27 protein-coding genes and 2 tRNA genes are annotated in these 23,716 nt (G+C 49.8%); 18 read left to right on the top strand and 11 right to left on the bottom strand.

Going from position 1 to position 23,716, the window contains the following annotated elements:
* The first annotated feature begins 38 nt into the window (after positions 1 to 38).
* Genes BLR50_RS10960 through BLR50_RS10945 form a run of 4 tightly spaced genes read left to right on the top strand, consistent with a single transcriptional unit; the run spans position 39 to position 2,656 of the window.
* Positions 39 to 245: a 4Fe-4S dicluster domain-containing protein gene (locus tag BLR50_RS10960; protein ID WP_092642033.1), complete on the top strand. Its 207-nt coding sequence runs from the start codon at positions 39 to 41 to the stop codon at positions 243 to 245.
* Between the two features lie 9 nt (positions 246 to 254).
* Positions 255 to 1,313 (top strand): 3-methyl-2-oxobutanoate dehydrogenase subunit VorB, encoded by a 1,059-nt coding sequence (locus BLR50_RS10955; protein WP_092642030.1) that lies wholly within the window; start codon positions 255 to 257, stop codon positions 1,311 to 1,313.
* 55 nt (positions 1,314 to 1,368) lie between these two features.
* On the top strand, positions 1,369 to 2,121 hold the full coding sequence (locus tag BLR50_RS10950) for a thiamine pyrophosphate-dependent enzyme (RefSeq protein ID WP_092642027.1): 753 nt from the start codon (positions 1,369 to 1,371) through the stop codon (positions 2,119 to 2,121).
* A 1-nt stretch (position 2,122) separates the two neighbouring features.
* Positions 2,123 to 2,656 (top strand): 2-oxoacid:acceptor oxidoreductase family protein, encoded by a 534-nt coding sequence (locus BLR50_RS10945; RefSeq protein WP_092642024.1) that lies wholly within the window; start codon positions 2,123 to 2,125, stop codon positions 2,654 to 2,656.
* Positions 2,657 to 2,781: 125 nt separating this feature from the next.
* Here the strand turns inward: BLR50_RS10945 and BLR50_RS10940 are convergent, their stop codons facing one another.
* From BLR50_RS10940 to BLR50_RS10930, 3 genes are all read right to left on the bottom strand, one after another.
* Entirely contained in the window at positions 2,782 to 3,243 is a 462-nt protein-coding gene (locus BLR50_RS10940; protein ID WP_092642020.1) for a hypothetical protein, read from the bottom strand.
* A 66-nt stretch (positions 3,244 to 3,309) separates the two neighbouring features.
* The gene (locus tag BLR50_RS10935) at positions 3,310 to 4,005 is read right to left on the bottom strand and encodes a CTP synthase C-terminal region-related (seleno)protein (RefSeq protein WP_278278003.1); all 696 of its coding nucleotides are present in this window, start codon (positions 4,003 to 4,005) and stop codon (positions 3,310 to 3,312) included.
* A gap of 52 nt (positions 4,006 to 4,057) precedes the next feature.
* Positions 4,058 to 5,326 (bottom strand): DUF1015 domain-containing protein, encoded by a 1,269-nt coding sequence (locus BLR50_RS10930; RefSeq protein WP_092642013.1) that lies wholly within the window; start codon positions 5,324 to 5,326, stop codon positions 4,058 to 4,060.
* A 187-nt stretch (positions 5,327 to 5,513) separates the two neighbouring features.
* Here BLR50_RS10930 and BLR50_RS10925 point away from each other — a divergent pair, with 187 nt between their 5' ends.
* Complete coding sequence (locus BLR50_RS10925; RefSeq protein ID WP_242871747.1) at positions 5,514 to 6,080, top strand: acetylglutamate kinase; 567 nt, start codon at positions 5,514 to 5,516, stop codon at positions 6,078 to 6,080.
* Positions 6,081 to 6,175: 95 nt separating this feature from the next.
* Here the strand turns inward: BLR50_RS10925 and BLR50_RS10920 are convergent, their stop codons facing one another.
* Complete coding sequence (locus tag BLR50_RS10920) at positions 6,176 to 7,168, bottom strand: LacI family DNA-binding transcriptional regulator (RefSeq protein WP_092642007.1); 993 nt, start codon at positions 7,166 to 7,168, stop codon at positions 6,176 to 6,178.
* Positions 7,169 to 7,513: 345 nt separating this feature from the next.
* Here BLR50_RS10920 and BLR50_RS10915 point away from each other — a divergent pair, with 345 nt between their 5' ends.
* The 7 genes from BLR50_RS10915 to BLR50_RS10885 all read left to right on the top strand — a co-directional run bounded on the left by BLR50_RS10915 (position 7,514) and on the right by BLR50_RS10885 (position 12,419).
* On the top strand, positions 7,514 to 8,596 hold the full coding sequence (locus tag BLR50_RS10915) for a Gfo/Idh/MocA family protein (protein WP_092642003.1): 1,083 nt from the start codon (positions 7,514 to 7,516) through the stop codon (positions 8,594 to 8,596).
* 43 nt (positions 8,597 to 8,639) lie between these two features.
* The gene (locus tag BLR50_RS10910) at positions 8,640 to 9,362 is read left to right on the top strand and encodes a sugar phosphate isomerase/epimerase family protein (RefSeq protein ID WP_092642000.1); all 723 of its coding nucleotides are present in this window, start codon (positions 8,640 to 8,642) and stop codon (positions 9,360 to 9,362) included.
* A gap of 26 nt (positions 9,363 to 9,388) precedes the next feature.
* Entirely contained in the window at positions 9,389 to 10,354 is a 966-nt protein-coding gene (locus BLR50_RS10905) for a sugar phosphate isomerase/epimerase family protein (protein ID WP_092641996.1), read from the top strand.
* Between the two features lie 92 nt (positions 10,355 to 10,446).
* The gene (locus BLR50_RS10900; protein ID WP_092641993.1) at positions 10,447 to 11,469 is read left to right on the top strand and encodes a Gfo/Idh/MocA family protein; all 1,023 of its coding nucleotides are present in this window, start codon (positions 10,447 to 10,449) and stop codon (positions 11,467 to 11,469) included.
* A 172-nt stretch (positions 11,470 to 11,641) separates the two neighbouring features.
* Positions 11,642 to 11,728 (top strand) — tRNA-Ser (locus BLR50_RS10895).
* Between the two features lie 76 nt (positions 11,729 to 11,804).
* Positions 11,805 to 11,894 (top strand) — tRNA-Ser (locus BLR50_RS10890).
* Positions 11,895 to 11,972: 78 nt separating this feature from the next.
* Complete coding sequence (locus BLR50_RS10885; protein WP_092641989.1) at positions 11,973 to 12,419, top strand: VOC family protein; 447 nt, start codon at positions 11,973 to 11,975, stop codon at positions 12,417 to 12,419.
* Between the two features lie 64 nt (positions 12,420 to 12,483).
* Here the strand turns inward: BLR50_RS10885 and BLR50_RS10880 are convergent, their stop codons facing one another.
* The 3 genes from BLR50_RS10880 to BLR50_RS10870 are packed head-to-tail and all read right to left on the bottom strand — an operon-like array spanning position 12,484 to position 14,954.
* The gene (locus BLR50_RS10880) at positions 12,484 to 12,924 is read right to left on the bottom strand and encodes a hypothetical protein (protein ID WP_242871746.1); all 441 of its coding nucleotides are present in this window, start codon (positions 12,922 to 12,924) and stop codon (positions 12,484 to 12,486) included.
* The gene (locus tag BLR50_RS10875) at positions 12,905 to 13,879 is read right to left on the bottom strand and encodes a phosphodiester glycosidase family protein (protein ID WP_092641983.1); all 975 of its coding nucleotides are present in this window, start codon (positions 13,877 to 13,879) and stop codon (positions 12,905 to 12,907) included. Before BLR50_RS10875 ends, BLR50_RS10880 begins: the two co-directional genes overlap by 20 nt.
* A gap of 16 nt (positions 13,880 to 13,895) precedes the next feature.
* Positions 13,896 to 14,954: a bifunctional glycosyltransferase family 2/GtrA family protein gene (locus BLR50_RS10870; RefSeq protein ID WP_092641980.1), complete on the bottom strand. Its 1,059-nt coding sequence runs from the start codon at positions 14,952 to 14,954 to the stop codon at positions 13,896 to 13,898.
* A gap of 310 nt (positions 14,955 to 15,264) precedes the next feature.
* Between BLR50_RS10870 and BLR50_RS10865 the strand changes: the two genes are divergently transcribed.
* Positions 15,265 to 15,705 (top strand): cell wall hydrolase, encoded by a 441-nt coding sequence (locus tag BLR50_RS10865; RefSeq protein WP_092641977.1) that lies wholly within the window; start codon positions 15,265 to 15,267, stop codon positions 15,703 to 15,705.
* A 133-nt stretch (positions 15,706 to 15,838) separates the two neighbouring features.
* Complete coding sequence (locus tag BLR50_RS10860) at positions 15,839 to 16,291, top strand: hypothetical protein (protein WP_143008102.1); 453 nt, start codon at positions 15,839 to 15,841, stop codon at positions 16,289 to 16,291.
* 185 nt (positions 16,292 to 16,476) lie between these two features.
* Here the strand turns inward: BLR50_RS10860 and BLR50_RS10855 are convergent, their stop codons facing one another.
* From BLR50_RS10855 to BLR50_RS10845, 3 genes are read right to left on the bottom strand one after another with little or no spacing between them, the layout of a single operon-like run.
* A complete protein-coding gene (locus BLR50_RS10855; protein WP_092641971.1) occupies positions 16,477 to 17,790 on the bottom strand; it encodes a M20/M25/M40 family metallo-hydrolase in 1,314 nt (437 codons plus the stop codon).
* A 47-nt stretch (positions 17,791 to 17,837) separates the two neighbouring features.
* Complete coding sequence (locus BLR50_RS10850; RefSeq protein WP_092641968.1) at positions 17,838 to 18,494, bottom strand: hypothetical protein; 657 nt, start codon at positions 18,492 to 18,494, stop codon at positions 17,838 to 17,840.
* A 53-nt stretch (positions 18,495 to 18,547) separates the two neighbouring features.
* Positions 18,548 to 19,258 (bottom strand): DUF5058 family protein, encoded by a 711-nt coding sequence (locus tag BLR50_RS10845; protein ID WP_242871745.1) that lies wholly within the window; start codon positions 19,256 to 19,258, stop codon positions 18,548 to 18,550.
* Between the two features lie 220 nt (positions 19,259 to 19,478).
* Between BLR50_RS10845 and BLR50_RS10840 the strand changes: the two genes are divergently transcribed.
* From BLR50_RS10840 to BLR50_RS10825, 4 genes are all read left to right on the top strand, one after another.
* Positions 19,479 to 20,669 carry a M24 family metallopeptidase gene (locus BLR50_RS10840; protein ID WP_092641963.1) on the top strand — a complete coding sequence of 397 codons (1,191 nt, stop codon included), beginning with the start codon at positions 19,479 to 19,481 and terminating at the stop codon, positions 20,667 to 20,669.
* A 39-nt stretch (positions 20,670 to 20,708) separates the two neighbouring features.
* On the top strand, positions 20,709 to 21,818 hold the full coding sequence (locus BLR50_RS10835; protein WP_092641961.1) for a plasmid pRiA4b ORF-3 family protein: 1,110 nt from the start codon (positions 20,709 to 20,711) through the stop codon (positions 21,816 to 21,818).
* Between the two features lie 154 nt (positions 21,819 to 21,972).
* Positions 21,973 to 22,554, top strand: coding sequence for a TetR/AcrR family transcriptional regulator (locus BLR50_RS10830; protein ID WP_092641958.1), 582 nt, complete (start codon positions 21,973 to 21,975; stop codon positions 22,552 to 22,554).
* Positions 22,555 to 22,558: 4 nt separating this feature from the next.
* Entirely contained in the window at positions 22,559 to 23,356 is a 798-nt protein-coding gene (locus tag BLR50_RS10825) for a flavodoxin family protein (RefSeq protein WP_092642076.1), read from the top strand.
* 103 nt (positions 23,357 to 23,459) lie between these two features.
* Here the strand turns inward: BLR50_RS10825 and BLR50_RS10820 are convergent.
* Positions 23,460 to 23,716 (bottom strand): integrase core domain-containing protein (locus BLR50_RS10820; protein WP_143008007.1); only part of this gene is annotated, 257 nt, incomplete at its 5' end.

The raw sequence follows: 23,716 nt of genomic DNA, 5'->3' as shown, positions 1-23,716 counted from the left end.
CGAAACCGCACAATTCCCGGAAAGGAACGGTGTTTAGAATGAATAAGGTTACCATCAACGAGAACATCTGTAAGGGCTGCGGCTTGTGTGTGATAAGCTGCCCCAAAAAGATTCTGAAGCTATCGGATGAACACATTAACGCTAAGGGCTACCATCCCGCCGAGGTTATTGACGGGGATAAATGTATCAGCTGCGCAATGTGTGCCACGATGTGCCCCGACGTTGCAATTATAGTGGAAAGGTAGTGAAATACAGTGAGCGAAAGAGTACTTATGAAGGGCAATGAAGCAATGGCCGAGGCCGCTATACAGGCAGGCTGCCGCCACTTCTTCGGTTACCCCATTACACCGCAGACCGAGCTTTCGGCATATATGGCAAAAAAGATGCCCAAGATAGGGGGCACCTTCCTTCAGGCGGAATCGGAGATTGCCGCCATTAACATGGTGCTCGGCGCCGCCTCAGCGGGCGTTCGCGCCATGACCTCCTCTTCCTCTCCGGGCATCAGCTTAAAGTCGGAGGGCGTTTCCTACATAGCGGGCTCCGACCTTCCCTGCGTTTTAATCAATGTGCAGCGCGGAGGCCCTGGCCTCGGCGGCATTCAGCCCTCTCAGGCCGACTACTGGCAGGCAACCAAGGCGCTGGGTCACGGCGATTATCAGCTGCTGGTTTTTGCCCCTTCTACGGTGCAGGAGATGGTATCGCTGATCTTCAAGGCCTTCGATAAGGCCGACGAATACCGTATGCCCGCGATGATTCTGGCCGACGGTATGCTCGGGCAGATGATGGAGCCGGTAGAGTTCCCCGAAAAGGCCGAGGTTGCGAAGGTAGAGAAGCCTTGGGCAACGAACGGTCATCAGGGCAAGCGTGCCCATAACGTTGTAAACTCCCTTTACCTTCAGGCGCCTGAGCTGGAGAAGCATGTAGTAGAGCGCTTTAAGCGTTACGACATCGTTAAGGCAAACGAGGTAATGGTTGAAAACTATAAGATGGAGGATGCAGAGGTTGCGGTAGTGACATACGGTGCTACCTCCAGAATCGTGAAGAGTGCCGTTAATTCTGCGCGCGCACTTGGTATTAAGGTCGGCTGCATTCGCCCCATCACCCTTTGGCCGTTCCCCGAGAAGGAGATTGCCGCAGCAGCCGATAAGGTGCAGAAATTCCTGTGCGTAGAGATGAGCATGGGCCAGATGGTTGAGGATGTACGCCTGGCTGTAAACGGCAAAAAGCCGGTTGAATTCTTTGGCCGCACCGGCGGCGTAATTCCCACCCCCGCCGAGGTACTGGAGCAGATTAAGAAGCTGGCGGGTAAATAGCTTGAAGGGCAAATCTTTCAAGCGCTGAAAGCAGATTATGAAAGGAATGATATAAATGGCTATCGTATTTCAAAAGCCGCACGCACTTGCCGACCGGCCGTTTCACTACTGTCCCGGCTGTACGCATGGCATCATTCACCGTCTGGTGGCCGAGGTAATCGACGAGCTGGGTATCGAGGGCAAAACCGTTGGCGTAGCGCCCGTTGGCTGCGCCGTTATGGCATATGATTATTTCAACTGCGATATGGTGGAGGCCCCGCACGGCAGAGCACCGGCGGTTGCCACCGGCTTAAAAAGAGCCATTCCCGAAAACGTGGTATTCACCTATCAGGGCGACGGCGACCTCGCCGCCATCGGCACCGCCGAAACCGTTCACTCCGCCACCAGAGGCGAGAATATCACCATCATCTTTGTAAACAACGCAATTTACGGCATGACGGGCGGCCAGATGGCTCCCACCACACTGCCGAACCAGGTTACACAAACCACCCCCTATGGCCGTGACGTTGCCACAGCGGGCCACCCCGTGCGCATCTGCGAGATGCTCTCTACCCTCGACGGTGTCGCCTATGCAGAGCGTGTTTCGGTAGATAATGTACCCAATGTGCGCAATGCCAAAAAGGCCATTAAAAAGGCCTTTGAAGCACAGATCAATGAGAAGGGCTTCTCGATTATCGAGGTACTCTCCACCTGCCCCACCAACTGGGGCTTATCGCCTTCCGACGCTTTTGAATGGCTGAGAGGCAACATGATACCCTACTATCCTCTGGGCGTTTATAAGGATAAGACAGAGGAGGGGACACTGTAGTATGAAGACATTAAACACCATCCTCGCGGGATTCGGCGGTCAGGGCATCCTGTTCGCAGGCAAGGTTATGGCCTATGCCGGGCTGATTGACGAGAAAGAGATCTCGTGGCTGCCCTCCTACGGCCCGGAAATGCGCGGCGGTACCGCCAACTGCAGCATCTGCATCTCGGATGAGCCAATCGGTTCACCGCTGGTGGTAAATCCCAACGTCCTCGGCGTAATGAACACCCCTTCCTACGATAAGTTTATCGACAGTGTGGAAGCGGGCGGTGTTGTGGTAGTAGACAGTACCCTTATCAGCCAGAAGTGCAATCGCACCGATATTACCGTTTACTACATTGAGGCAACCGCACTTGCCGACGAAAAGGGTTTTCACGGCCTAGCCAATATGATTATCCTCGGCAAGCTGCTCAAGGAAACCCGGTTTGCTTCTATGGACGCTGTTAAGAAGTCGCTTGCCAAGTGTGTTCCGCCTAAGAAGGCACAACTGATTGAGAGTAACCTTGCTGCAATAGAGCTTGGTATGAGCCTGTAAAAAGAACATATATAATATACGGCGCCCCGAAAGATATTCTTTCGGGGCGCCGCTTTGCGTATCAAGCTCTTTTTAAATCCAAAATCATGAGGTATTCTTCTTTTAAGATATATACCGGCTGCTTTTTAATACCCGTTATTCTTCTGCTGTTCCAACAGATATTGCTCAACCTCCTGCTGAGTGAGCCTTCTAATCTGTGTATCCGGCATCTCCTCGTAGGTTTCCCGCTGATATAATGGAGCCTTGGTTTCGCAGCGCTTATCACGGTTTTTGGCTAGATATGCCGTTAAAGCTTCACAGTCACTGAATATTTTATACGACCTTCTGCCGTTCTTATCGGTAATCTCATAAATACCGCAGGGTTTTTTCATGGAGGCATCGGCGGTGCGCAGGTAGAGCTTTGCAGTCTCTAAGGTTTTAAAGGGAAAGTTCCACCGCTGCACCCCTCGCTTTTCGTCGCGGTCTATGCAGATGCACCGGCCGCAGGTGCCGCAGATATACTGGGTGTGGTTCTCCAAACAGTTTCTCGGCTCCAAAAGCGGCGTAATACGGCTGTGTGCGCTGTAGCATTCTTTGCATTCCGCCATACCTGATATCCATCCTCTCTTACGGATTGTACTCGGGGGAAATATAAAGCCCTGGTTGACGATTTCTCAATTCTGCCTGCCGTTATGAAAAGCCAAGGCAGCCCGCAGGTATGCCAGTATAAGCGGGTGGGGGTGTTCGGGGGTAGAACTGAGCTGCGGCTGTAACAGTGTTGCTATATAAAAGGTCTTACCGCCCAGTTCAACAATTCGAGTTTCACCGTTATCGTCGGTGCCAACTACTTTCAAGCCTGACCGATCCAGTCTTTCTTTTATATCCGCGCTGACACCGAAATTGCAGGTGTATTTCTCCTCGGCTATTACATCACTATATATTGCAGAAACTTGTGTGCCGCTCAAAATGTGGACATCTCCGGTTAAGCCCATCAGCGAACAGGTTAACGGTGTAATAACGCTGTTCGGCGCGTAGATGTCAAAATCAGCATGCTTAAGTTCTTCTATCTTCAGCACATTCCGCGCATACTCAACTACCGCGTGCTGAAAACCGCCACAGGTTCCGATGAAAGGGTAGTCATGCTCACGGGCGAATTGAATTCCCGCAACGGCGCCATTCATGCTTTTATAAGGGCTTCCCGGTGCGCACCATAAGGCATCAAAACCGCTCAGCTTGGCTGAGGTGTTTTGCTCCAAGCCTTCTGTGAAAACCCAAACAGCATCAGCCTGAATGGATAAGCTGCGGGCACAGTGACTGATGGCTTCGTTGGTTGCCAGGTGCGAGGGGCAGCCGTTATAATCTCCGATAATACCGATTTTAATTAAACACGTTTTCTAAATCTGATTTCGTTAAAATTGTAGCTTACCGTATCCTTCTGGCCTCTAAGTAAAACCGCTTTTCGCACGCTTCGCCCATCGAGAAGGTCTTCCGCGGCAGAGCGCCGTCCAGTATTACGGTTCTAAACAGGTCGGGCTTCTCCATCGCAGGCAGTATAAAGCCGATATTTCCATCCTCCCGCGCAAGCGATTCCGTAACATCCTTGCCGTGGATATAGTCAATCCTGCCGCCGAAGCGTGCAAGATAATCATCTAAAAACAGCTGCAGCGTACCCACCGCAAGAGCGCTGGCAGGGTTCTTAACGGTAATGGTGCCGCACTTGTCCTTGGTTACATAGTCAAAGCGCTGCCCTTCGGCGGCGGCATAAACACACTCGTAACGCTTGAAGAGTTCATTCAGCAGGTGCTCGGGGTTAACACCAAACACCACGCGATGAATCGCCTCGAATTCCAGCGCGGGGTCGTGCAGGTTCACAAGCTCCACCAAAGCATAACGTGCGGGGTGGTTGAGTGCTTCCTCTGGGGTGAGGTGGGCAGTAAGTCGGTTATAGCATTCCTTGGCGGTAGCCAGCGAATGGTTTCCGTCACCAACCGCAAACTGCAGAACCTTTTTGCCCGTTACACCATATTTCTTTTCGAATGCTCCAGGGTCTGCTAAATCCTTTAGGTCGGCATCAACAAATGCTTCGGCATACTCGTCCAGTTTCCAGCCCCTTACCCGGCCCCCGTTCTGCATCAGGCAGAAGTCGTAAGCCAGCTCGTATTTATCCTTCCTTTCGGCGGCATGGCTCATTACTTTGTCAGCCCTGTCGTCAATGAGCAGCATCACATGCGGGAGTTCGAGCAGTGCATTTTCTCTAATCTTAACACGGGGCGGAATACGCTCAAGCACCGTACCCTCGGTAGCGCGGATAAGACTTTCCGAACCCTTATTGTAGTCATACTGGGTGAGGTCAATCTTGCCAATCAGCCCGCGGCGAACCTTACCGTTTGCCATAGTGCGTTCTATATAAAAATAGCTTTCGGAGTAGCCGCGAAAGATGCCGTCGCTCATGTAACGGTTCATGTGCTCGTTAATACGGTTTATGCGCGCGTCAAAATCTGCATCCTTGAGGTAGATTTCGGGGAACACCAGATTCAGCGCAGACGGCGCATCTCCAACAATGTCAGCGGTCTCACGCCAGTATTCGGGCTGGGAGGTATATTGATCGCAGGCCACCACGCTCCACTTTTCAGGCTCCTTTACAGCGGGCACCAGAATATCGGCAGGAGAGAATGCAGCAAAATTACTCATGTAGGTTCGTGTCCTTTCCATGGGGGTTTCTTGATTCAATTAATTATATCATTCCTTCACTTTGCAGGCAATAAAAGTTTAGTCGGTTATCTCCCTAATATTACAAAACCAACCATCACAACATACACTGTATTAAGCCTTGATGAACACAGACAGAACTTGGCAGAGAAGGGAATGATTTTAGAATATGCAGTCAAATACACCAATGGCAAACGGCATAACGGCCAGACAATTGCAGCTGATGAATACCCTGCATACCCTGTGGATGGATCATGTGATTTGGACACGGTCATTTATTGAAAGTACCGCATTTAATCTTGAAGACCTGCAGTTTGTTACAAACCGTTTACTGCGCAACCCTGTGGATTTTGCTAATGTACTTAGGCCGTTTTACGGCGAACAGAATGCCGAACGATTCAGAACCCTGTTAACCGACCATCTGATGATAGCCGGTCAGCTGGTAAATGCTGCGAAAGCGCAGAACGCGGCAGCCGTGCAGGAACAGCGCAGAAGATGGTATGCAAACGCCGATGAGCTTGCCGATTTTCTGAGCCGGATTAACCCCAACTGGACGCGCAGGGAATGGCAGACACTGCTGTACGAACACCTTAAAATGACGGAGGACGAGGCGGTTCAAATACTCACAGGCCAGTACGCTGCCGGGGTTGCACAGTTCGATGCCATACGCAGCCAGGCAATGAGAATGGCCGATGAAATGGCCGACGGCATTATCCGACAGTTCCAAATTAGGTAAACATACCTCCCAAACGCAGAATAGCCATCCGTTTACAACGGATGGCTATTCTGCAATACAGGAAGCATTTATTCAAAAAAGTTGTGTTATCAAGATTATTTAACCGTAGACTGCCGTATGATGAGCTGATGCGGCATGGTGACAAACTCGGTGGGGGAGTTTACATCCTCCAGCTTCCGCAGCATCATTTCCATGGCGGTGGTGCCCATCTCATACCGCGGCTGGGCAATGGTGGTAATGGAAGGGGAATAAAACTCGGTGACACTGGTGTTGTCAAACCCAACCACAGCCACATCCTCGCATACGCGAAGCCCCATTTCATACAGCTTGCGCATGGCGCCTACCGCCATACTGTCTGAGATGCAGAAAATCGCGGTGGGCGGAGTTGGCAGGTTCATCAGGGTTTCACAGCACTCCATGGCCTTATGGGAGTTATAATAAGCGTGAACGATATAATCCTTGTTTACCGGTATATTATGTTCAGTAAGAGCCCGTTTATAACCATTAATACGGTCAATAGAGGTAAAATGTTCATTACCCGAGGCAATCAGCCCAATACGGGTATGCCCACAGTCAAGGATATGGCAAACCGCTTCATAGGCGGCCTGCTCGTTATTAATGATAACGCGCGAGGCATTTACACCGTTTTTATACTCACAGCATTGCACAATGGGGTATGAGGCGGCAATCTCATTCAGACGAACCTCGCTCAGCATGGTTGAAAACAGGATAATGCCGTCCACCAGTTTGGTAAACAACAGCTTGAAGTAGTTTTCCTCCATCTGTGCATCGCCATGCGTAGAGGCTACCATTACACTGTAGCTGTGTGCACCCGCAACATCCTCTATCCCCAAAACAATGTGTGAATAGAACTGGTTGGCAAGTGAGGGCAGCAGAACAAGAATCTTTTTGCTGCTGCTCATACGCAGGCTGCGCCCCAGATAATTTGGGGTGTAGTTGAGGGTTTTCATTGCGCTCATGATTGCGTCGTAGTTTTCGGGAGAAACATTCTTATTCTTGTTCAGCACGCGGGATGCCGTTGCAACCGAAACCCCCGCCAGCTTTGCAACATCCTTTAAGGTAGCCATGTTATGACCATCCCTTTCCGGTGCAGTTTACCTGTAGTTTAAGTTGGACGTTTTACCTGTCTTCTTCTCCAAACCCTATAATTGAAAACGTTTACAGCTATGCAGCTATTTTACCATGATTATCTGTGAATATCAACATAAATCTTTTTAGTTTTTATAAAACTATTGCTTATCTACAAAACAATGTCGGAAAAATTAAGCATTCTGTCGGTTTGGTTTTTGATGTTTTAGCTTGATATTTATTCTTTGCTATGCTAATATGAGGTAAACCGATTTTCGTAATCGGTTATTTGTTCACAGCTCGTGTAATCGATTTCACATACGCAATGCAGGGAGGATATTTTAATGAATGAAAAGATAAAGGTAGGTATTATCGGTTGTGGTGGTATCGCAAACAACAAGCATATGCCCGCGCTTAAAAAGCTGGGTAATGTTGAAATGACGGCATTCTGCGATATTATTGAGGAAAAGGCCGTTTTGGCAAAGCAGCAGTTCGGCACGCCGGATGCCAAAGTTTATACCGACTATCGGGAGTTGTTAAATGATGAAAGCATCACAGCCGTGCATGTGTGTACGCCCAACCGCTCGCACAGCTTTATTACGGTAGACAGCCTGCATGCAGGCAAGCATGTGATGTGTGAAAAGCCTATGGCTAAAACCGCCGCTGAAGCGAAAGAGATGCTAAACGCCGCAAAGGAGACCGGTAAGCTTCTTACCATCGGCTATCAAAACCGCTACCGTAACGATAGCACCTATCTAAAACAGGCATGCTTGAACGGCGAGCTGGGGAATATCTATTACGCCAAGGCGCACGCCATCCGCCGCAGGGCGGTACCCACCTGGGGCGTGTTCCTGAATGAATTTGAACAGGGCGGCGGGCCGCTGATTGATATCGGCACCCACGCGCTTGACCTTACGCTTTGGATGATGGATAACTACGAGCCCAAGATGGTGGTGGGTAGCGTTTATAAAAAGCTGGGTGGCCAAACACAAACCGCCAACGCGTGGGGCGATTGGAACCCGCAGGAGTATACGGTAGAGGATTCCGCATTTGGCTTTATCACCATGAAAAACGGTGCAACCATTCATCTGGAATCCAGCTGGGCATTAAACTCACTGGATGTCGGCGAGGCCCAGACCAGTCTCTGCGGTACCAAGGCAGGCGCCGATATGAACAGCGGTTTAAGACTTAACTATGTAAAATACAACTCGTTGGTAGAGGAGCACCCCGACCTGAACCAGCAGGGCGTTGCCTTTTTTGATGGCAGCACTCAGGAGCCGCAGGATATTGAGGCGCAGACGTTTTATAATGCCATAACTAAAGGTACGCCGCTTACCGTAACTCCCGAGCAGGCGTTTGTGGTTACACAGATTCTCGAGGCCATCTATGAATCCGCCAAAACGGGAAGACCGGTGATGTTTGACTAGAACTATTGGCGCTTGCGAGCAAGTGCGAGAAAGGAAAATCATCATGATTAGAAGACAATTGGGTTTACAGCTTTACACCCTGCGCGATGAAGCTGAAAAAGACTTTGAGAATATGCTCCGGCAGGCATCACAGGTGGGCTTTACCTCGGTGGAGTTTGCCGGGTTTGGCGGTATCCCCGCAAAAGAGATGGAGAAGCTGCTGAACAGATACGGCCTTACGCCCTGTGGCGCGCATATCGGGCTGGAGGAACTGGAGCAGCACCTTGCCGAAACAGCAGCCTACAATAAATCCATACATAACAAGGTTATTGTAATACCGTATGCCGAGATGCACACGAGGGCAGACATTGATGCACTGGTGAAACGTATCAATGCCGTACTGCCAAAGGTACGGCAGTTAGGGCTTACCCTGTGCTACCATAATCATGTGCAGGAGTTTGAAATTATCGACGGCATTCGTGCCATAGACGAGCTGCTGACTAAAACCGAGGTTCAGCTGGAGCTGGATACCTTCTGGGCGTTTACCGCAGGCGAGGACGTTGCCGAATTCATGCGCAAAAACCGTATGCGTATCACGCAGATACACCTGAAGGACGGTACGGGCGGCTACCCCGCAGCCATCGGCAGGGGAACAGCTCCCTGCAAACGGGTTTATCAGCTGGCCAAGGAACTGAACATTTTAAACATTATTGAAAACGACAATCCAATACCGGACGGGCTTACCGATATCTCCTACAGCTACAACCATATCTGTGTTAACTTTTAACAGGTGAAAGAAAGGGAAGAAAACCAATGAAACTAGGCGTATTTACGGTTCTGCTTGGCGATAAGCCGCTGGAGGATGCCCTTGCTTACCTAAAGTCCAAGGGCGCAGAGATGGTGGAGATCGGCTGCGGCGGCTACCCGGGGCGTGCACACTGTAACCCCGATGTGCTGCTGAAGGACGAGGCGGCGCTCAAACGGTTTAAGGATACTATCAATAAGTATGGTCTGCAGATCTCGGCGCTCTCGGTGCACGGCAACCCCGTTCACCCCAATAAGGAGATTGCGGGGGCGTTTGACAGCGACCTTAGAAGCTGCGTGCTGCTGGCTGAAAAGCTGGGTGTTGCCCAGATTAACACCTTCTCCGGCTGCCCCGGCGACAGCGAGCAGTCCCTTTACCCCAACTGGGTAACCTGCCCGTGGCCGGATGACTTCTCGACAGTGCTGGAGTGGCAGTGGAACGAGGTGCTTATCCCATACTGGCAGGCGTTTGTACCCTTCGCAAAGCAGCATGGTGTGAACAAGATAGCCCTCGAGCTTCACCCGGGCTTCTGCGTGTATAACACAGCCTCGATGCTGCGTCTGCGCAGGGCGGTAGGCCCCGAAATCGGCGCGAACCTCGACCCGAGCCATTTGTTCTGGCAGGGGATGGACCCGGTGCGCGTTATTCGTGAACTGGGCGACTGCATCTTCCACTTCCACGCGAAGGATACCAGGATTGACCCTTACAACACCGCCGTAAACGGTGTGCTGGATACCGGCCACTACGGTAACGAGGCCGCGCGCTCGTGGGTGTTCCGCACCGTAGGCTACGGGCACGATTATCAGGTTTGGAAAGACATTATCAGCGCGCTGCGCATGGTAGGCTACGACTACGTCATCAGTATCGAGCATGAGGACAGCCTTATGAGCCCGAATGAGGGGTTAACCAAGGCGATTGCAATTCTGCAGGAGGTACTGATCAAAGAGGATAAGGGCGGTATGTGGTGGGCGTAAACCATCGTTGACGGCGGCGACAATTTGCGCTATCATCATACTCAGAACTACAAGATTTAAACTACTAGAACATTCAAAGGAGTAACTAACCAATGAAGTATAGAGTAGGAATTGTCGGCTGCGGGAACATCTTTCCCATGCACGCCGCTCCGGTGAGAGATTTGGATTGCTGCGAGCTCGTTGCGGTATGCGACAGTAAGCCCGAGCTTGCCCAGCAGCGCGCGCGGGAATTTAACTGCCGCGCATATACCGATTACCGGCAGATGATTGAAGCTGAGCAGCTCGAGGTAATTCACATCTGCACGCCGCATTTCGAGCATGCACCCATGGCCATCTATGCCGCGGAGCATGGGGTACATATCCTCTGCGAGAAGCCGATGTCCATCGATTACGCCGACGCGGTTGAGATGGTTAAAACCGCACGGCAAAACGGGGTTACCCTCGGGGTGATCTTCCAGAACCGCTACAATCCCGGCTCGGTGCTTATCAAAAGCGCTTTGGATAGCGGCATGCTGGGCAAGGTTTTCTCCGGCAAGCTGTCGGTTACATGGAACCGCTCCGACGACTACTATCAAAAGAGCGACTGGAAGGGTACATGGGATAAGGAGGGCGGCGGCGTCATCATCGACCAGGCCATCCATACCCTTGACCTGATGCGCTGGTTTGTGGGCGGCGAGCTGGAGTATGTAGACGCCTCTATCGCAAACCGTGCCCACACCACCATAGAGGTGGAGGATTCCGCCGAAGGGGTAATAAAGTTTAAAAATGGCATCCTTACCGCGTTCTTTGCCATCAACTATTACACCACCGACGCCCCCATAGAGCTGGAGCTGCACTGCCAGAAGGGTACGGCAACGCTGGTTGGCGAAAAGGCCACCATCAGCTTTAACGACGGCCGAACCCTGATAGCCGATAAAAACCCCAACGAGGTATTCCACTACGGTGAGCAGAAGCAGTATTGGGGTGTAAGCCACGTTAAGCAGATCGAGAACTTCTACGGTACTTTACAAAAGAACACTCAGCCGGATATCACCGGCGAGGAGGCGCTTGAAACCCAGAAGATGATCTGCGCCATCTACGACAGCGGCAAGCTCGGCAAGCGGATTTTATTCTAGTACGATTAAAAAACTATCATTGGCCGAGAGGGCACAACTGCTGATTTGTAACGCCTGTGCAGCCGGGCTCGATGCTCTTTTTGAAAGTCGGGCCCGGTAAAAATTATAGGAAATCGGTATTTTGGTGTTGACTGTCGCCTCAAGTTGTGGTATCATAATCTTCGTCATAATTGGAGAGGTGTCCGAGCGGTTTATGGAGCTGGTCTTGAAAACCAGTGATTCGAAAGAACCAAGGGTTCGAATCCCTTCCTCTCCGCCATTCGCTTAAAAAGCTTAAGGCGGGGCGCACAAGGGCTTTGCCATTGAGCATATATAATAAAACATTTTCACCAAATGGAGAAGTACTCAAGTGGTGAAGAGGCTCCCCTGCTAAGGGAGTAGGCCGGGTAACTGGCGCGAGGGTTCAAATCCCTCCTTCTCCGCCAAAAAGGATGCCATACAGTCTGTCTGTATGACATCCTTTTTACATATACTAATTAGCATTGAAAAGAGGCCAATACATTATGTTTCGTTTTGCCCATGCAAATATCATCGCGAAAGACGCGGCTAAGCTGATAGATTTCTACAAAACCGCCTTGCAATGCAAAAGCATTGGCGAAACCAGAGATATTCAAGGTGATTGGCTGGATCAGATGACCGGTGTGCCAAACGCTCATATTGTAGGGGAGCACCTTTGCCTGCCCGGATATGACGATAAACACCCGACGCTTGAGATATTCTCTTACGATTCTATGGTTACAACGAATCACCACGCTGTCAATCAGTGTGGTATAGCTCATCTGGCGTTTGAGGTGGATGATGTGGAGCAAACCCTGAAGCAGGTTCTTGCAGCCGGTGGCGGGCAGCTTGGCGAACTGGTGCATGCGACTTATGCAGACGGCAGAAAAGCCACCTTTGTTTATGCAGCCGATATTGAAGGCAACATTCTTGAGCTGCAAAGCTGGAATTAACACCCTGTATATTAAGAAAGAATCCACACCCTTTTCGGATGTGGGTTCTTTCTTTTATCATGTTTTAACTTTTTAATTTACTCCCGCTATAATACCGATAAAGCCCCATCAGATATAAAACCAGCCCCGCCGCTACCATAACCCAGCCGCACACCACAAAGACAATCAGATAGCGTGAGGCCGTACCGGCAATCTCAAAGATACCGTTGAGCAGGCTTTGCACCGTCAGTGCCGCGATGCCGGAGTTGTAGCAGTTATAATACAGCCGGTAATGGCTTACCGAATCCTCTTGCGGAGCAAACTGCCACAGCAGCAAAAACGGCAGCGCGCCGCCCAGCAGCGGGTAAAGGAACATCAGCGACATCGAAGCGGAGTACACCCCATGCCCAAAGAGGGCGTAAATGCGGTCAAAAACAATGCAGAATACCGAAATGGCTAAATACACAAGCATCGTCTTGCGAAAATGTCTGCTGTTATGCTGCCCTTTAATAGCCGAGGTAGACAATGTCGCTCACACTCCTTTGCGAAGAGGATCTTCCGTTTGCGGGAACATTAACCACCTTGCCGTTAAACCACATGGTGGAGGAACCGCCGCCGTCTAGGTTATAGGCCACGGTGCAGCCCCTTTCGCTGAATTCCTGCGCCAGCTGCAGCAGGGAAAGCCCCGCGCTTTCGCTTGTGCGACCGTCCGATACAATCACAATGTAGTGCAGCGGCGAAATCTGCCCGATTGCCGTGCGCGGGTTGCTTGCCATCGCCTTGCCAACCTCGGTGTTTTCGTCCACGGTAATCTTGCCGTTGTTAACCAAAGCGGGCCCGAACGACAGCACCTGCCATGCACCGGAATCCACAAGGGCCTGCGCGTCACTCTGCTGCTCGTTTACAATCGAAAGATTACCGTCCTTGTCAATCATCATCGCCTCGCCGGTGCCAGACGGGTTCGGTGTGTTGCGGTAGAGTACCCCGTTGCGGATTACAAACCCGTAGTCGCGAAACCCGTAATAATCCCCGTTAATGGCAAAGATGGCGTTGTTGCTTTCGGCCATGTCCGAGGTGGTTTGCTTGATATTCCGCCCATAGGTGCCCTTTGCGAAAGCGGTCTTCAGGTATTGTGCGCTGGAAACCTGAATGTCGGCCACATACAGGGTGGTATCATATTTGCGCACCGTATCAATGGTAATCTGAATATTATCATCCTTATAGGAGTTTTCGGTGATAACCGCATTGTCCGGGGTTGATGCTGCTTGATTTATAGTGCTCTGCTCATTGGTAACCGCACCGGATGTACTTTGGCTTTCGCTGTCGGTCTTAACCTCTCGTGCGGAAAGGGAGGCTGTAACCATGGGGGTACCCGTCTGTTCAATTACAAAGGTATCCATCAATACAAAGGTAACGGCGGCGGCCATAACAAGGGAATAAAATATCGCCCATCGAAAAGGCTTTTTGAAGATGTTTTTCATAAGACTGCCCTTTCTGTTAGTTCTCGTCGGCGGAGGTTTCATCCTTAAAGATAAACCTGCTCTGCACAAAATAGCTCAACACAAAAAGCGCGCCGTCAATCAGCATCTTTAATACAGTAAGATTGATTGGAAGCTTTGAAAACAGGGTTACGAAGGTGGAGCTTAACAGAATCTGCGCACAGAAGAGCACGAAGTATTTTAGCGCCTGGGTAAAATGGTTCCCCTCGCTTTCAAAGCACCACCTCTTATTAATGGCGAAGTTCATCCCGCCCGAAAGGCAGCGCGCCATAATGGTAGAGGTAAATATCCCTGTGGATGTCTGCCCGAACAGACAGTACGCAAACAGGCTGAAAAGGGTAAGGTCTGCAATCGCGCAGAACAGCGAGGAGATGCCAAACTTCAGAATATTCACATAGATTCGGAAGGAATCCTTAATCGGGTTAAAATGAGAGGATTGATTGTTCTCTAAATAAACCGTGGAGATTGGCAGCATCACAAAGGGTATACGCTTATGCGCCGCCGTAGTGAGCATGTTCATCTCATATTCAAAACGGCTGCCGGGTACATTCAGGCAGAAGTCCAGCAGAGAGGCGGGTATGCCCCGCAGGCCGGTTTGCGTATCACGGCAGAGGGTTTTTGTGCCCAGCATAAACACCAGCGAGGTAATGCGATTGCCCCAGCGGCTTTTAAACGGTACGTTGTCAGAAGAAAAATCGCGTGTTCCAAGAATCAGGCTGTGAGGGTGCTTAGTCAGCGCTTGGGCAATGTGCAGAATATCTGCCGGAAGATGCTGCCCATCGGCATCGGCGGTAACAACACCGCTCAGCTCGGGGAATTCGCTGATTGCACGGCGAATACCGGTTTTCAGTGCCTCGCCCTTGCCCTTATTCTCGGCGTGCCGGCACACAATACAGCCAAGGTTGTACTCTAATTTTGTGAAAATAGAATTGCAACTCAGCTTGCTGCCGTCATCCACAATAATAATGGCACTGTCGCCGGTGTGCTTAATACCTTCAACAAGCCGTATGAGCTTATCGTCGGGGTTTAATGCAGGAATGATAATAGCGGTGTTCATTTGCAGCTCCTTTCGCCGTACATATACCGGCACAAGTTTATAAGTATTTTGGTTGGTTGATGTAGCTGATTATAATCGAGATCAGTATAAGGCTATTCTAGTGACTATATGTGTTGGGTTTATGTTGAACTATTGAAGAAATTTTTAAATAACATCCCAAAAAGCATTACATTTTTAATCCTGCGTGGCCTAAAATATCATAAACTGTCGCACTTTTTCATATAAAATCCGTCACAGGTTTGGCGCGCGGGAATAAAGTAATAGTGAGTGCGAAATGTAACTTGCCGTTTAGGAAGGGATGACCACAGCAATGGATACTCGCGAATTATTTGCAAGACTGATAAAATGCGAGGCGGGTGGAGAAGGGGAATCAGGCATGAAGGCCGTGGCCACCGTAGTGATGAACCGCGTGCGGGTGGATTACGGCGAGTACCATCGTGTATGTGAAGGCAACCTTCGCAAGGTAATCGAGCAGATGTGTGAGTTTTCGTGCATGAAAACCGTGCTTGGCGGGCAGCCCAACCCGCAGAATGTATGGGCTATGTCGCCCGACGACATACACTATCAGGTTGCCGATTGGGCGATTAATGGTGGTATACACAGCGGTGCAGGCGCTGACGCTCTTTGGTACATGAACCCCTTTAACCCCAAGTGCCCGAACTTTTTCCCTTATAACAAGAACGGATATTGGTTTACAAGAATAAATAAACACTGCTTTTATAACCCGACAGAGGGTTATTCTGAAACCTAAAATGGTGGTAAGTTTGAAAATGTATTTTTCATACTAAAAAAATTGCTGTCGGAGTATAACTTCTCCTGCGGCAAAGCCGCATCGCGATTTTTTATGACGCTTTGTGCTTTTCCGGCGCAAGCGTCGGAAAGGAATGGTCACAGTTATGAACAGCAACTATAATTGGTCGGATAACCGGGTATTGGGTACCGGTTCATCCAACCCGAACAACGCGCCGTATCGGCGAACCTTCCCGTCCCCCGATATGGAAGATTCCCCCGAAATGAGCTCCGGCGGTTCTTCAATGGCGGGCATGCGTTCAACCCCGATGGCAGGCACGCAGGGAACTACCATGATGGGCACAACCTCCATGATGAGCGAGCAGGGCCCGCCTCCCGCAACCGACAGGTCATATATCCCGGGGTACCTGGCAGCCAATATTGGTAAGAACGTAAGGGCGGAGTTTATTCTGGGTACAGGCTTTTATACTGATAAAACCGGTATCCTGCGCGAGGTAGGAACCAACTACTTTGTACTTGAGGATTATATCTCTCACGCGCGCATCATGTGCGACTTGTACTCGGTTAAATTTGTTACGACGCTATAAAACTATCCGGTAAAAAAGCTAAATGCTCAACCATACTGTCGGAAGAGATTCCGTTGTGTGGTTGATTCTTTTTTATTACTATAAAATCAAAGAATAATTCTCATCGTATAACACCCCCACGAAACAGCAGGTATCGGGAGGGTGTACTTTGTTGCTGGATACTAAAGAGGATGTCTGCCCATTATTTACAGCCGTTGAATCAGGCGGGAATAGAACGCCTCGCATTCGTCAATCATGGTGATGGATATCCGCTCATTTTCCGAATGGATTAAACCGCGGGCCTCCTTTGAAAGGTGCAGCGGGGTAAAGCGGTACACATGGTCAGAGATACGGCAGAAGTGTCGGGAATCCGAGCAGGCCATCATCAGGTACGGGGTAACCAGTGTATCCGGCCAGGATTCCCGGATGGTTTCAGCAAGCAGGTCATACCGGCTGTCCATCAGCGAGATCTTAGACGGCTCCGAGGCATAAACCTTCGTAACGGTAATCTCCTCACCCGCAAGCTTCTGAATTCGCCGGATGGTGCTCTCAACGGTATCACCCTGCAATATCCTGAAGTTTGCTGTGGCCGACGCGGTTTTGGGCAGCACATTGGCCTGCTTGCTGCCGCTTGCCATGGTAAAGGCACAGGTGGTTCTGGTCATGGCCGCAAGCTCGCCGCCGCTTATCCGGCAGATAAGCTTTACCAGGGGGGCGGTTAGCCACAGATTGGTAAACAAAAGCCTCACTGCGCCGTTTTCAGAGCGGCTGCCTAAATACGAAAGCATACTGCGCACCGGCGGAATCAGGCGCTGCTTAAAGGGGTGGGCTTCCACGCGGCAAACCGCCTTCGCCACAGCACCTACGGCAGTAACCTTTGGCGGTGCAGACGCATGCCCCGATTTGGATGTCGCAGTGAGCATAAAGTCTGCCGAACCCTTTTCGGCGATGCCGATTACCGCACATTGCTGCTTCACACCGGGGAACATATTCGAAACAATTGCGCCGCCTTCGTCTACCACCAGGCTGGGCCGTATTCCGCGCTGCTCCAATACATCTACGATTGCAGGCGCGGAGGGGCCCATAATCTCCTCATCCCCCGAAAAGGCAAGGTACAGGTCGCTTTTAGGGGTAAAGCCCTGGCCAAGCAGCTGCTCGGCAGCCTCCAGTATACCACATAGGGTAACCTTGGTGTCCAGTGTACCACGGCCCCACAGCACATCATCCTTTATCACACCGTCAAAGGGCGGTTTTTGCCATGTGCCGCCTTCCTCCACCACATCGTAGTGCGCCATCAGCACAGAAGGGGCACTCCCGCCGCCACCCTTTATAGTAAACAACAGGCCGCTGTTGCCAATCTCCTCGTAGGTGCTGTGCGCAAACACATTGGGGTAACGCTGCCTCAGATAATTGCGAAAAGCCGCAAACTCCGTTTTATTTGCTTCAGGATTGTTCCTTACCGAAACGGTTTTAAATGTAATCATTTTAGCCAGAGATTCCACTGCCCGACTGTAATCCATTCTTATGTCATCCCTTTCAAAATTCTAAATGAGCAGGCAGATTGATTTTATAGCAGGTTCTTTTTGTACAATATTCTTGCAACGCCGATTGCGATGAGCGCCGCAACCGGCACCAGAATGCCCACCGAGCCGGTAAGCGACGGCACAAAGATAAACAATGCCACCATTACAACCAGCGGGGCCAGCGCAACCTTGAAGTTCTTCGAGATATATACCACTCCCAAACCGCCGAACAGTGCGGGCAGGATGTTATCAAACGCGGGCTTTAATGCAGGCATCTCCAGTATCGGGGTGAGCGGGATAAGCAGAACAACACCCAACACGATAATCAGGGTGGTTACAATAGAGGATACCGAAATCGCAATGGTTGAGATAACCTCCCCTTGTGCACTGCCCGGCTTTACGTCGGCGGCTTCCATCGCCGATAGGGCACAGGGCGCCTTAAGGCTGGTTACATTACCGGTTACAAAGCTTAGGTAGGTTCCGGCATCCCCAAGCATAGGCGCATAGGTAAATACCTCTATGGCGCATACCGTCCAGAATATCGGGGCAACCCCCAGCAGCCCCTGCAATACCTTGATAGGGTCGGGCCATGTATTGTAAAACAGGCAGAAGCCAAGCGGCACACTGAACATCATAATCAGCGCGGCGATCATCCAGGTGCGTCCCCAAAAGTGTATAGAATCTTCATAGCTTCTATTCATCGTTACTAATTCCTTTCTCGCACGCTTCAAGCTGCGCCTTAATCCAAGAGAGTTTATACGACTTTATTAAACAGGATTGCCAGCGCCATTGCACCGATCATGCTAAACGGTAGCGCGTAGTTTCTAAGCCATTCCGCTCCGCACTTTTTAATCAGCAGGCCGCACACAGCCATAATAACGGCCGAGCTGATAAGGGTGAGCACTGAAAGAAGCCCGTTTGAGATTCCCATACCCAAAAAGGCCGAAATCATACCTAAAAACATGGCGGTAATAAAGATATCTCCCCACTTTTCATCGTGCTTCTTCATTAAATTAAGCCCGCCGCGCAGTTTCTTTAAAAACAGGGGGATGATAACCAGCGGTGTGATACATCCGCTTGTCATTACCCAGATAATCGCCGCAAACACCTTAATATCGGTAATATTGCCGGTAATTGAAAGCCCGAAGGCGTTGGCCGCAGCCTCCGCAGCGGGGAGTTCATATGTAACAGCCCCTAAAACGCTCAAACGTATCCACGGCAGCGCAACACCCAGCGCCTTTGAAAGTGTAATCAGTGCAAGCAATATTGAAATGGAAGGCGTTATGGAGAAGATGGCCGACGAAATTGCGGTTTTTTTCATGGTGGAACCCGCAATCCCCAATTCCTTGCCTCGTTTTACTGCCTTAACAAGAAAGAACACCGACTGAGCTATCACAAATACTGCGACAAATGTACCCAGGCCAAACATCAGCGCACTGTTTTTAAAATCCTCCATTAAATCCATTCCTTTCTGCGGGTTGTGTGGTTTCGGCAAACCGAAAAGCACATAAGTCGTTTAAATGTGAAGAAATTGTTAAAAGAATCATACCACACCCCATCTGCTTTGTAAATCTGTGTAATAACGTTTTCGTTTTCACCTACTTCACGGCGTGCTTTAGTTGCGAATTCGGCAGGGCTGAGATATACTAACTCTATAGTAGAACATGAAATTGCAGGAGGTACCCATGAACATTACCCCGTCTATTACCGAGCTTGAATCCCGTCTTGACGCTTTCCGCACGGCCATGGATACCGGGCATCCGAACTGGCAAACCGCTATTATCCTAAGCAAGGTAAACCAGTATTACTTCACCGGCACCATGCAGGATGCGCTGCTGATGATTAAGCGCGGGGGCGAGGCATTCTACATGGTGCGTCGAAGCCTGGAGCGGGCAAAGAATGAATCGCCGCTGCCCATGATATACTCAATGGAGGGCTACCGTGATGCCGCGGCGCTTGCGGGGGCACAGTGCGGCGAAACCTACCTTGAAACCGAGGTGGTTACCGTTGGCATATTAGAGCGGTTAAAGAAGTATTTTAACTTTGCATCTGTCGGCTCACTGGATAAGACATTGCTCTTTGTGCGTGCGGTTAAAACCCCCTACGAGCTTTACTGGTCAGAGTATTCGGGCAGCCGCCACCACAAGCTGCTTACCGAAATCGTACCAGCAATGCTCACAGAAGGCATGAGTGAGGCCGATTTGGTGGCTGAGCTGTATGAGCAGATGGTCAAGCATGAATATCAGGGCATCAGCCGCTTTGCCATGTTCCAAACCGAGATGGTGGTGGGGCAGGTGGGCTTTGGCGAGAATTCGCTCTACCCAACGAGCTTCGATGGCCCCGGCGGTGCGAAAGGGATGTACCCGGCCTCTCCGCTCGGCGGCAATCGCGAGCGCAGGCTCAAAAAGGGCGACCTTGTGTTCATCGACATCGCCTTTGCGGTAAACGGGTACCACAGCGATAAAACACAGGTATATATGTTTGGCGGAAAACCCAACAAAGAAACCATCATGGCGCACTGCGGCTGCAAGGAGGTGCAGAAGCGATTGGCTGAGCAGCTAAAGCCCGGAGCGATTCCCTCAAAGCTCTATCAAACCATAATGGAGGGGCTTTCGGATGATTTCAAGCGCAACTTCATGGGCTATGGCAGCAGGCAGGTAAAGTTCCTGGGCCACGGTATCGGGCTGCATATCGACGAGATGCCGGTTATCGCCAAGGGTTTTGATACTCCTCTTGCCGAAAACATGCTGCTTGCGCTTGAACCCAAGAAGGGTGTAGCGGGTGTAGGAATGGTGGGTGTGGAAGACACCTATGTGGTAACTTCAGAGGGTGGCCGCTGCATCACCGGTGGAGGAGAGGATATTATTGTTATATAACGGGGTTGCACTTAGAGTTGGATAGGGAGGATACAAGTAATGATAATTGCGTGCAGTAAAAAACTTGCCGAAGAACTGGAAATTAAGCCTTTGGCCGGAGAACCTGACTCCAACCCGTTTTTCCGTTGGAGCGCTAATGTGGTTACCATAAACCGGCGTAAAGCAGTCGTGGCTGTATGTGACAGCAACCGTTTTGGTTTCGTGTTGTATGGAATGAAGATTAAAGACTTTGATCATTTTTCAAGTATTTTTCTTGACGAATTGAGAGCTACCCTGCTTCGCTATGGTATTCGTCCTGAATTGGTTGAACGGTATGTACCCCACGATAGTGAGGTGCACTACATAAAACTTTCAGACAAACGTTCTATTGCCCGGATGAATAGGGCAGTGATGTTGTCGGAGAATTTCTATGATGAACTAACGCCTGGCAGTTTATCGCAGCCGAATGTTACTTCCAAAATAAATGAAGACTTTGTTTCGGGGTTTGGCAAAGATTTCAATTATCCGTATAGACTGTTTTTCAGCGATTTTAGGCAAAGCTATGGCGATAATATCTTTAGCGTTAAAGCGGTAGATTTAACCGTTACACTAGATTTGCAGAGGTATACCGCATGGCGGCGTTTACTGATACCGGATTGCTTTACCTTTGAGCGGGTGCACCAGGTCTTACAGGTTGCTTTTGGCTGGAGAAACCGCCATCTGTATGAGTTTGAAATATTCAGCAGACAGCAGGGACATTTAAGGTTGGTTGCTGATTCAGAGGAATTGTATTCCTTTGATGCTAACGAAAAAACTTTATTCGCAGCCGAAAAGGTACTATCAGATTGTATAGGCAGTTGTGAAGGCTTTACCTATACCTATGACATGGGTGACTTTTGGGAACATGCGATAAAAGTGAATGGTATAGTGGATAACTACGATAAGAATTTTCCCGTTTGCATTATGGGTGAAGGAAACGCTCCGCCGGAGGATGTCGGCGGAGTGGGCGGGTATATGGAATATCTTGATATTCTGGCCAACCCGGAGCATCCTGATTATCAAGCCCTTGAAAATTGGAGCATAATGCAGTGGTATGAAGATTTCAGCATAGAATACATCAATCGCCGTCTTGGATATATTGTTATCGGTAGTATTGAGAAGGTTTATTAGAATTCAATATGTAAAATGATTGTGCTTTGGTTAAAGCGGTAGCTATGTCCGCAAGGATAATGCTACCGTTTTTGTTGTTGACTATTCGTGCAAGGAATGTTACAATTAAATTGAACAACGTTCAAATCAATGTTCAAAAGTGTGAGGCAATACTATGAAGAAGTCAGACCAAGTAAAAGAAAAAATCATTGCGGTTACTACACAGCTGATTGAAAGCAGTGGCGGCAATATCGACGAAATCACTACGCGAGCCATAGCTGAAAAGGCGGGGATTGGTGTAGGGCTGGTGAATTATCACTTTCAAACCAAAGAGAATCTTATCGAGATCTGTGTTCAAAGAATTATCGGCGATGTTATCGGTTCATTTAAGCCGCCGGCAATGGGGAACATGGGGGGGATAGAGAGGGTAAAGGCGGTTGTGAAGCTGGTTGCCGATTTTTTAATACAAAACCCGTCTGTATCGCGTATCTCCATTATTGGCGATTGCAATCATCCGCAGCTTGTGGATAACACCACGAGGTCAGCGCACGGTTTTATGCGTTGTATGCAGGGCTTGGCAATAGATGAAAGCGAGAAAAGGCTGCTGGCATTTGAGCTTGTCTTTATCCTCCAGTCGTTGTTCTTACGCAAAGAGCTATGCAAAGAACTGTTTGCCTGCGACTTTTGCAATAAAGAAGAAAGAGATAAACTCTTAGACTATTACGTCAACAATATCATGAAGGGGCATGGAGGCTAAGGCTATGAAATATCTGATTATTAACGGCAGCGCCCATAACGGCAACACCTACAAGCTGCAGGAGCTGGCAAAGCAGGAGCTGGCTGAACTGGATGCACGGGCAGAGTTTCAGGAGATTCGGCTCAGGGATTGCAGCCTGCCGTTTTGCTTAGGGTGCAGCCTCTGTTTTCGAAAAGGACACAGCTATTGCCCGCACAATACCATTATACAACCCATCATCGATGGCATCGAGCAGAGTGACGGTGTAATCTTTTCGTTTCCCACCTATAACATGCAGCTTCCGGCACTCATGAAAAACCTGGTGGACCATTTCTGCTTTATACAGCATCGCCCCCGGTACTTTACAAAGCTGGCGCTTATCCTTACAACCACCGGCGCGGTTGGAGCTAAAAATGCGGCTGAATATCTGGCAGGAGCAGCAAGATCATGGGGCTTTAACCGTTGCTATCTGCTTCCGGTAGCCGCCGTCAGCTGGAACGATTACAAGCCTACAAACCAACACCGTAAGCAAACAAACAAGATTGCCAAACAGTTTTACGAGGCACTGGCCGGTAAAAAACTGCGTTCCCCCACACTGGGAACACTGATACCTTTTAATCTGTTTCGAGGTATGAGCTATGCCTATAAGCCGGGCACAGAATACGCTTATCAGGACGGTGTGTTTTGGGAAGAGACAGGACTTATACACCGGGCATATGCCCCGCAAATCCCACTGCCGATACATAAGCAGCTGTTTGGTAATCTCTTTTTTCTGTTGGGGAAGAAGATGTCAAAATCGATGATAGTAACCTATAAGAAATAATGAAAGAGGCACACCCCGATAAATGAACTGCATCCCGTCAAGAGGACAGCGAAAAAACATAAAATTTTCCCGACCAGTGGTGAACAAAACCACTGGTCGCTTTTTATGCAGCGAAGTAGAGATTAAATTTCTCTAACGGTGTCAGAACACCCAAGTTGCGTTGCACACGCCGGGTGTTGTAATAGCTGATGTAACTCTCAATCATCTGAATAAGTTTCTGCTTGCTGGTGAATCTCCGACCGTAATAGCGTTCGCGTTTCAAAATGCCCCAGAATCCTTCCATAGGACCGTTGTCGATGCAATGTGCCACACGGGACATGCTTTGCGTCATACCAGCTTTTTCGAGTTTGTTGTGAAATG

It is taken from the genome of Acetanaerobacterium elongatum, assembly GCF_900103835.1.
In the GTDB taxonomy this organism is placed as follows: Bacteria; Bacillota; Clostridia; order Oscillospirales; family Ruminococcaceae; genus Acetanaerobacterium; species Acetanaerobacterium elongatum.
Note: the sequence above shows the minus strand (reverse complement) of the source record. Positions and strands in the feature narration are given on the sequence as shown.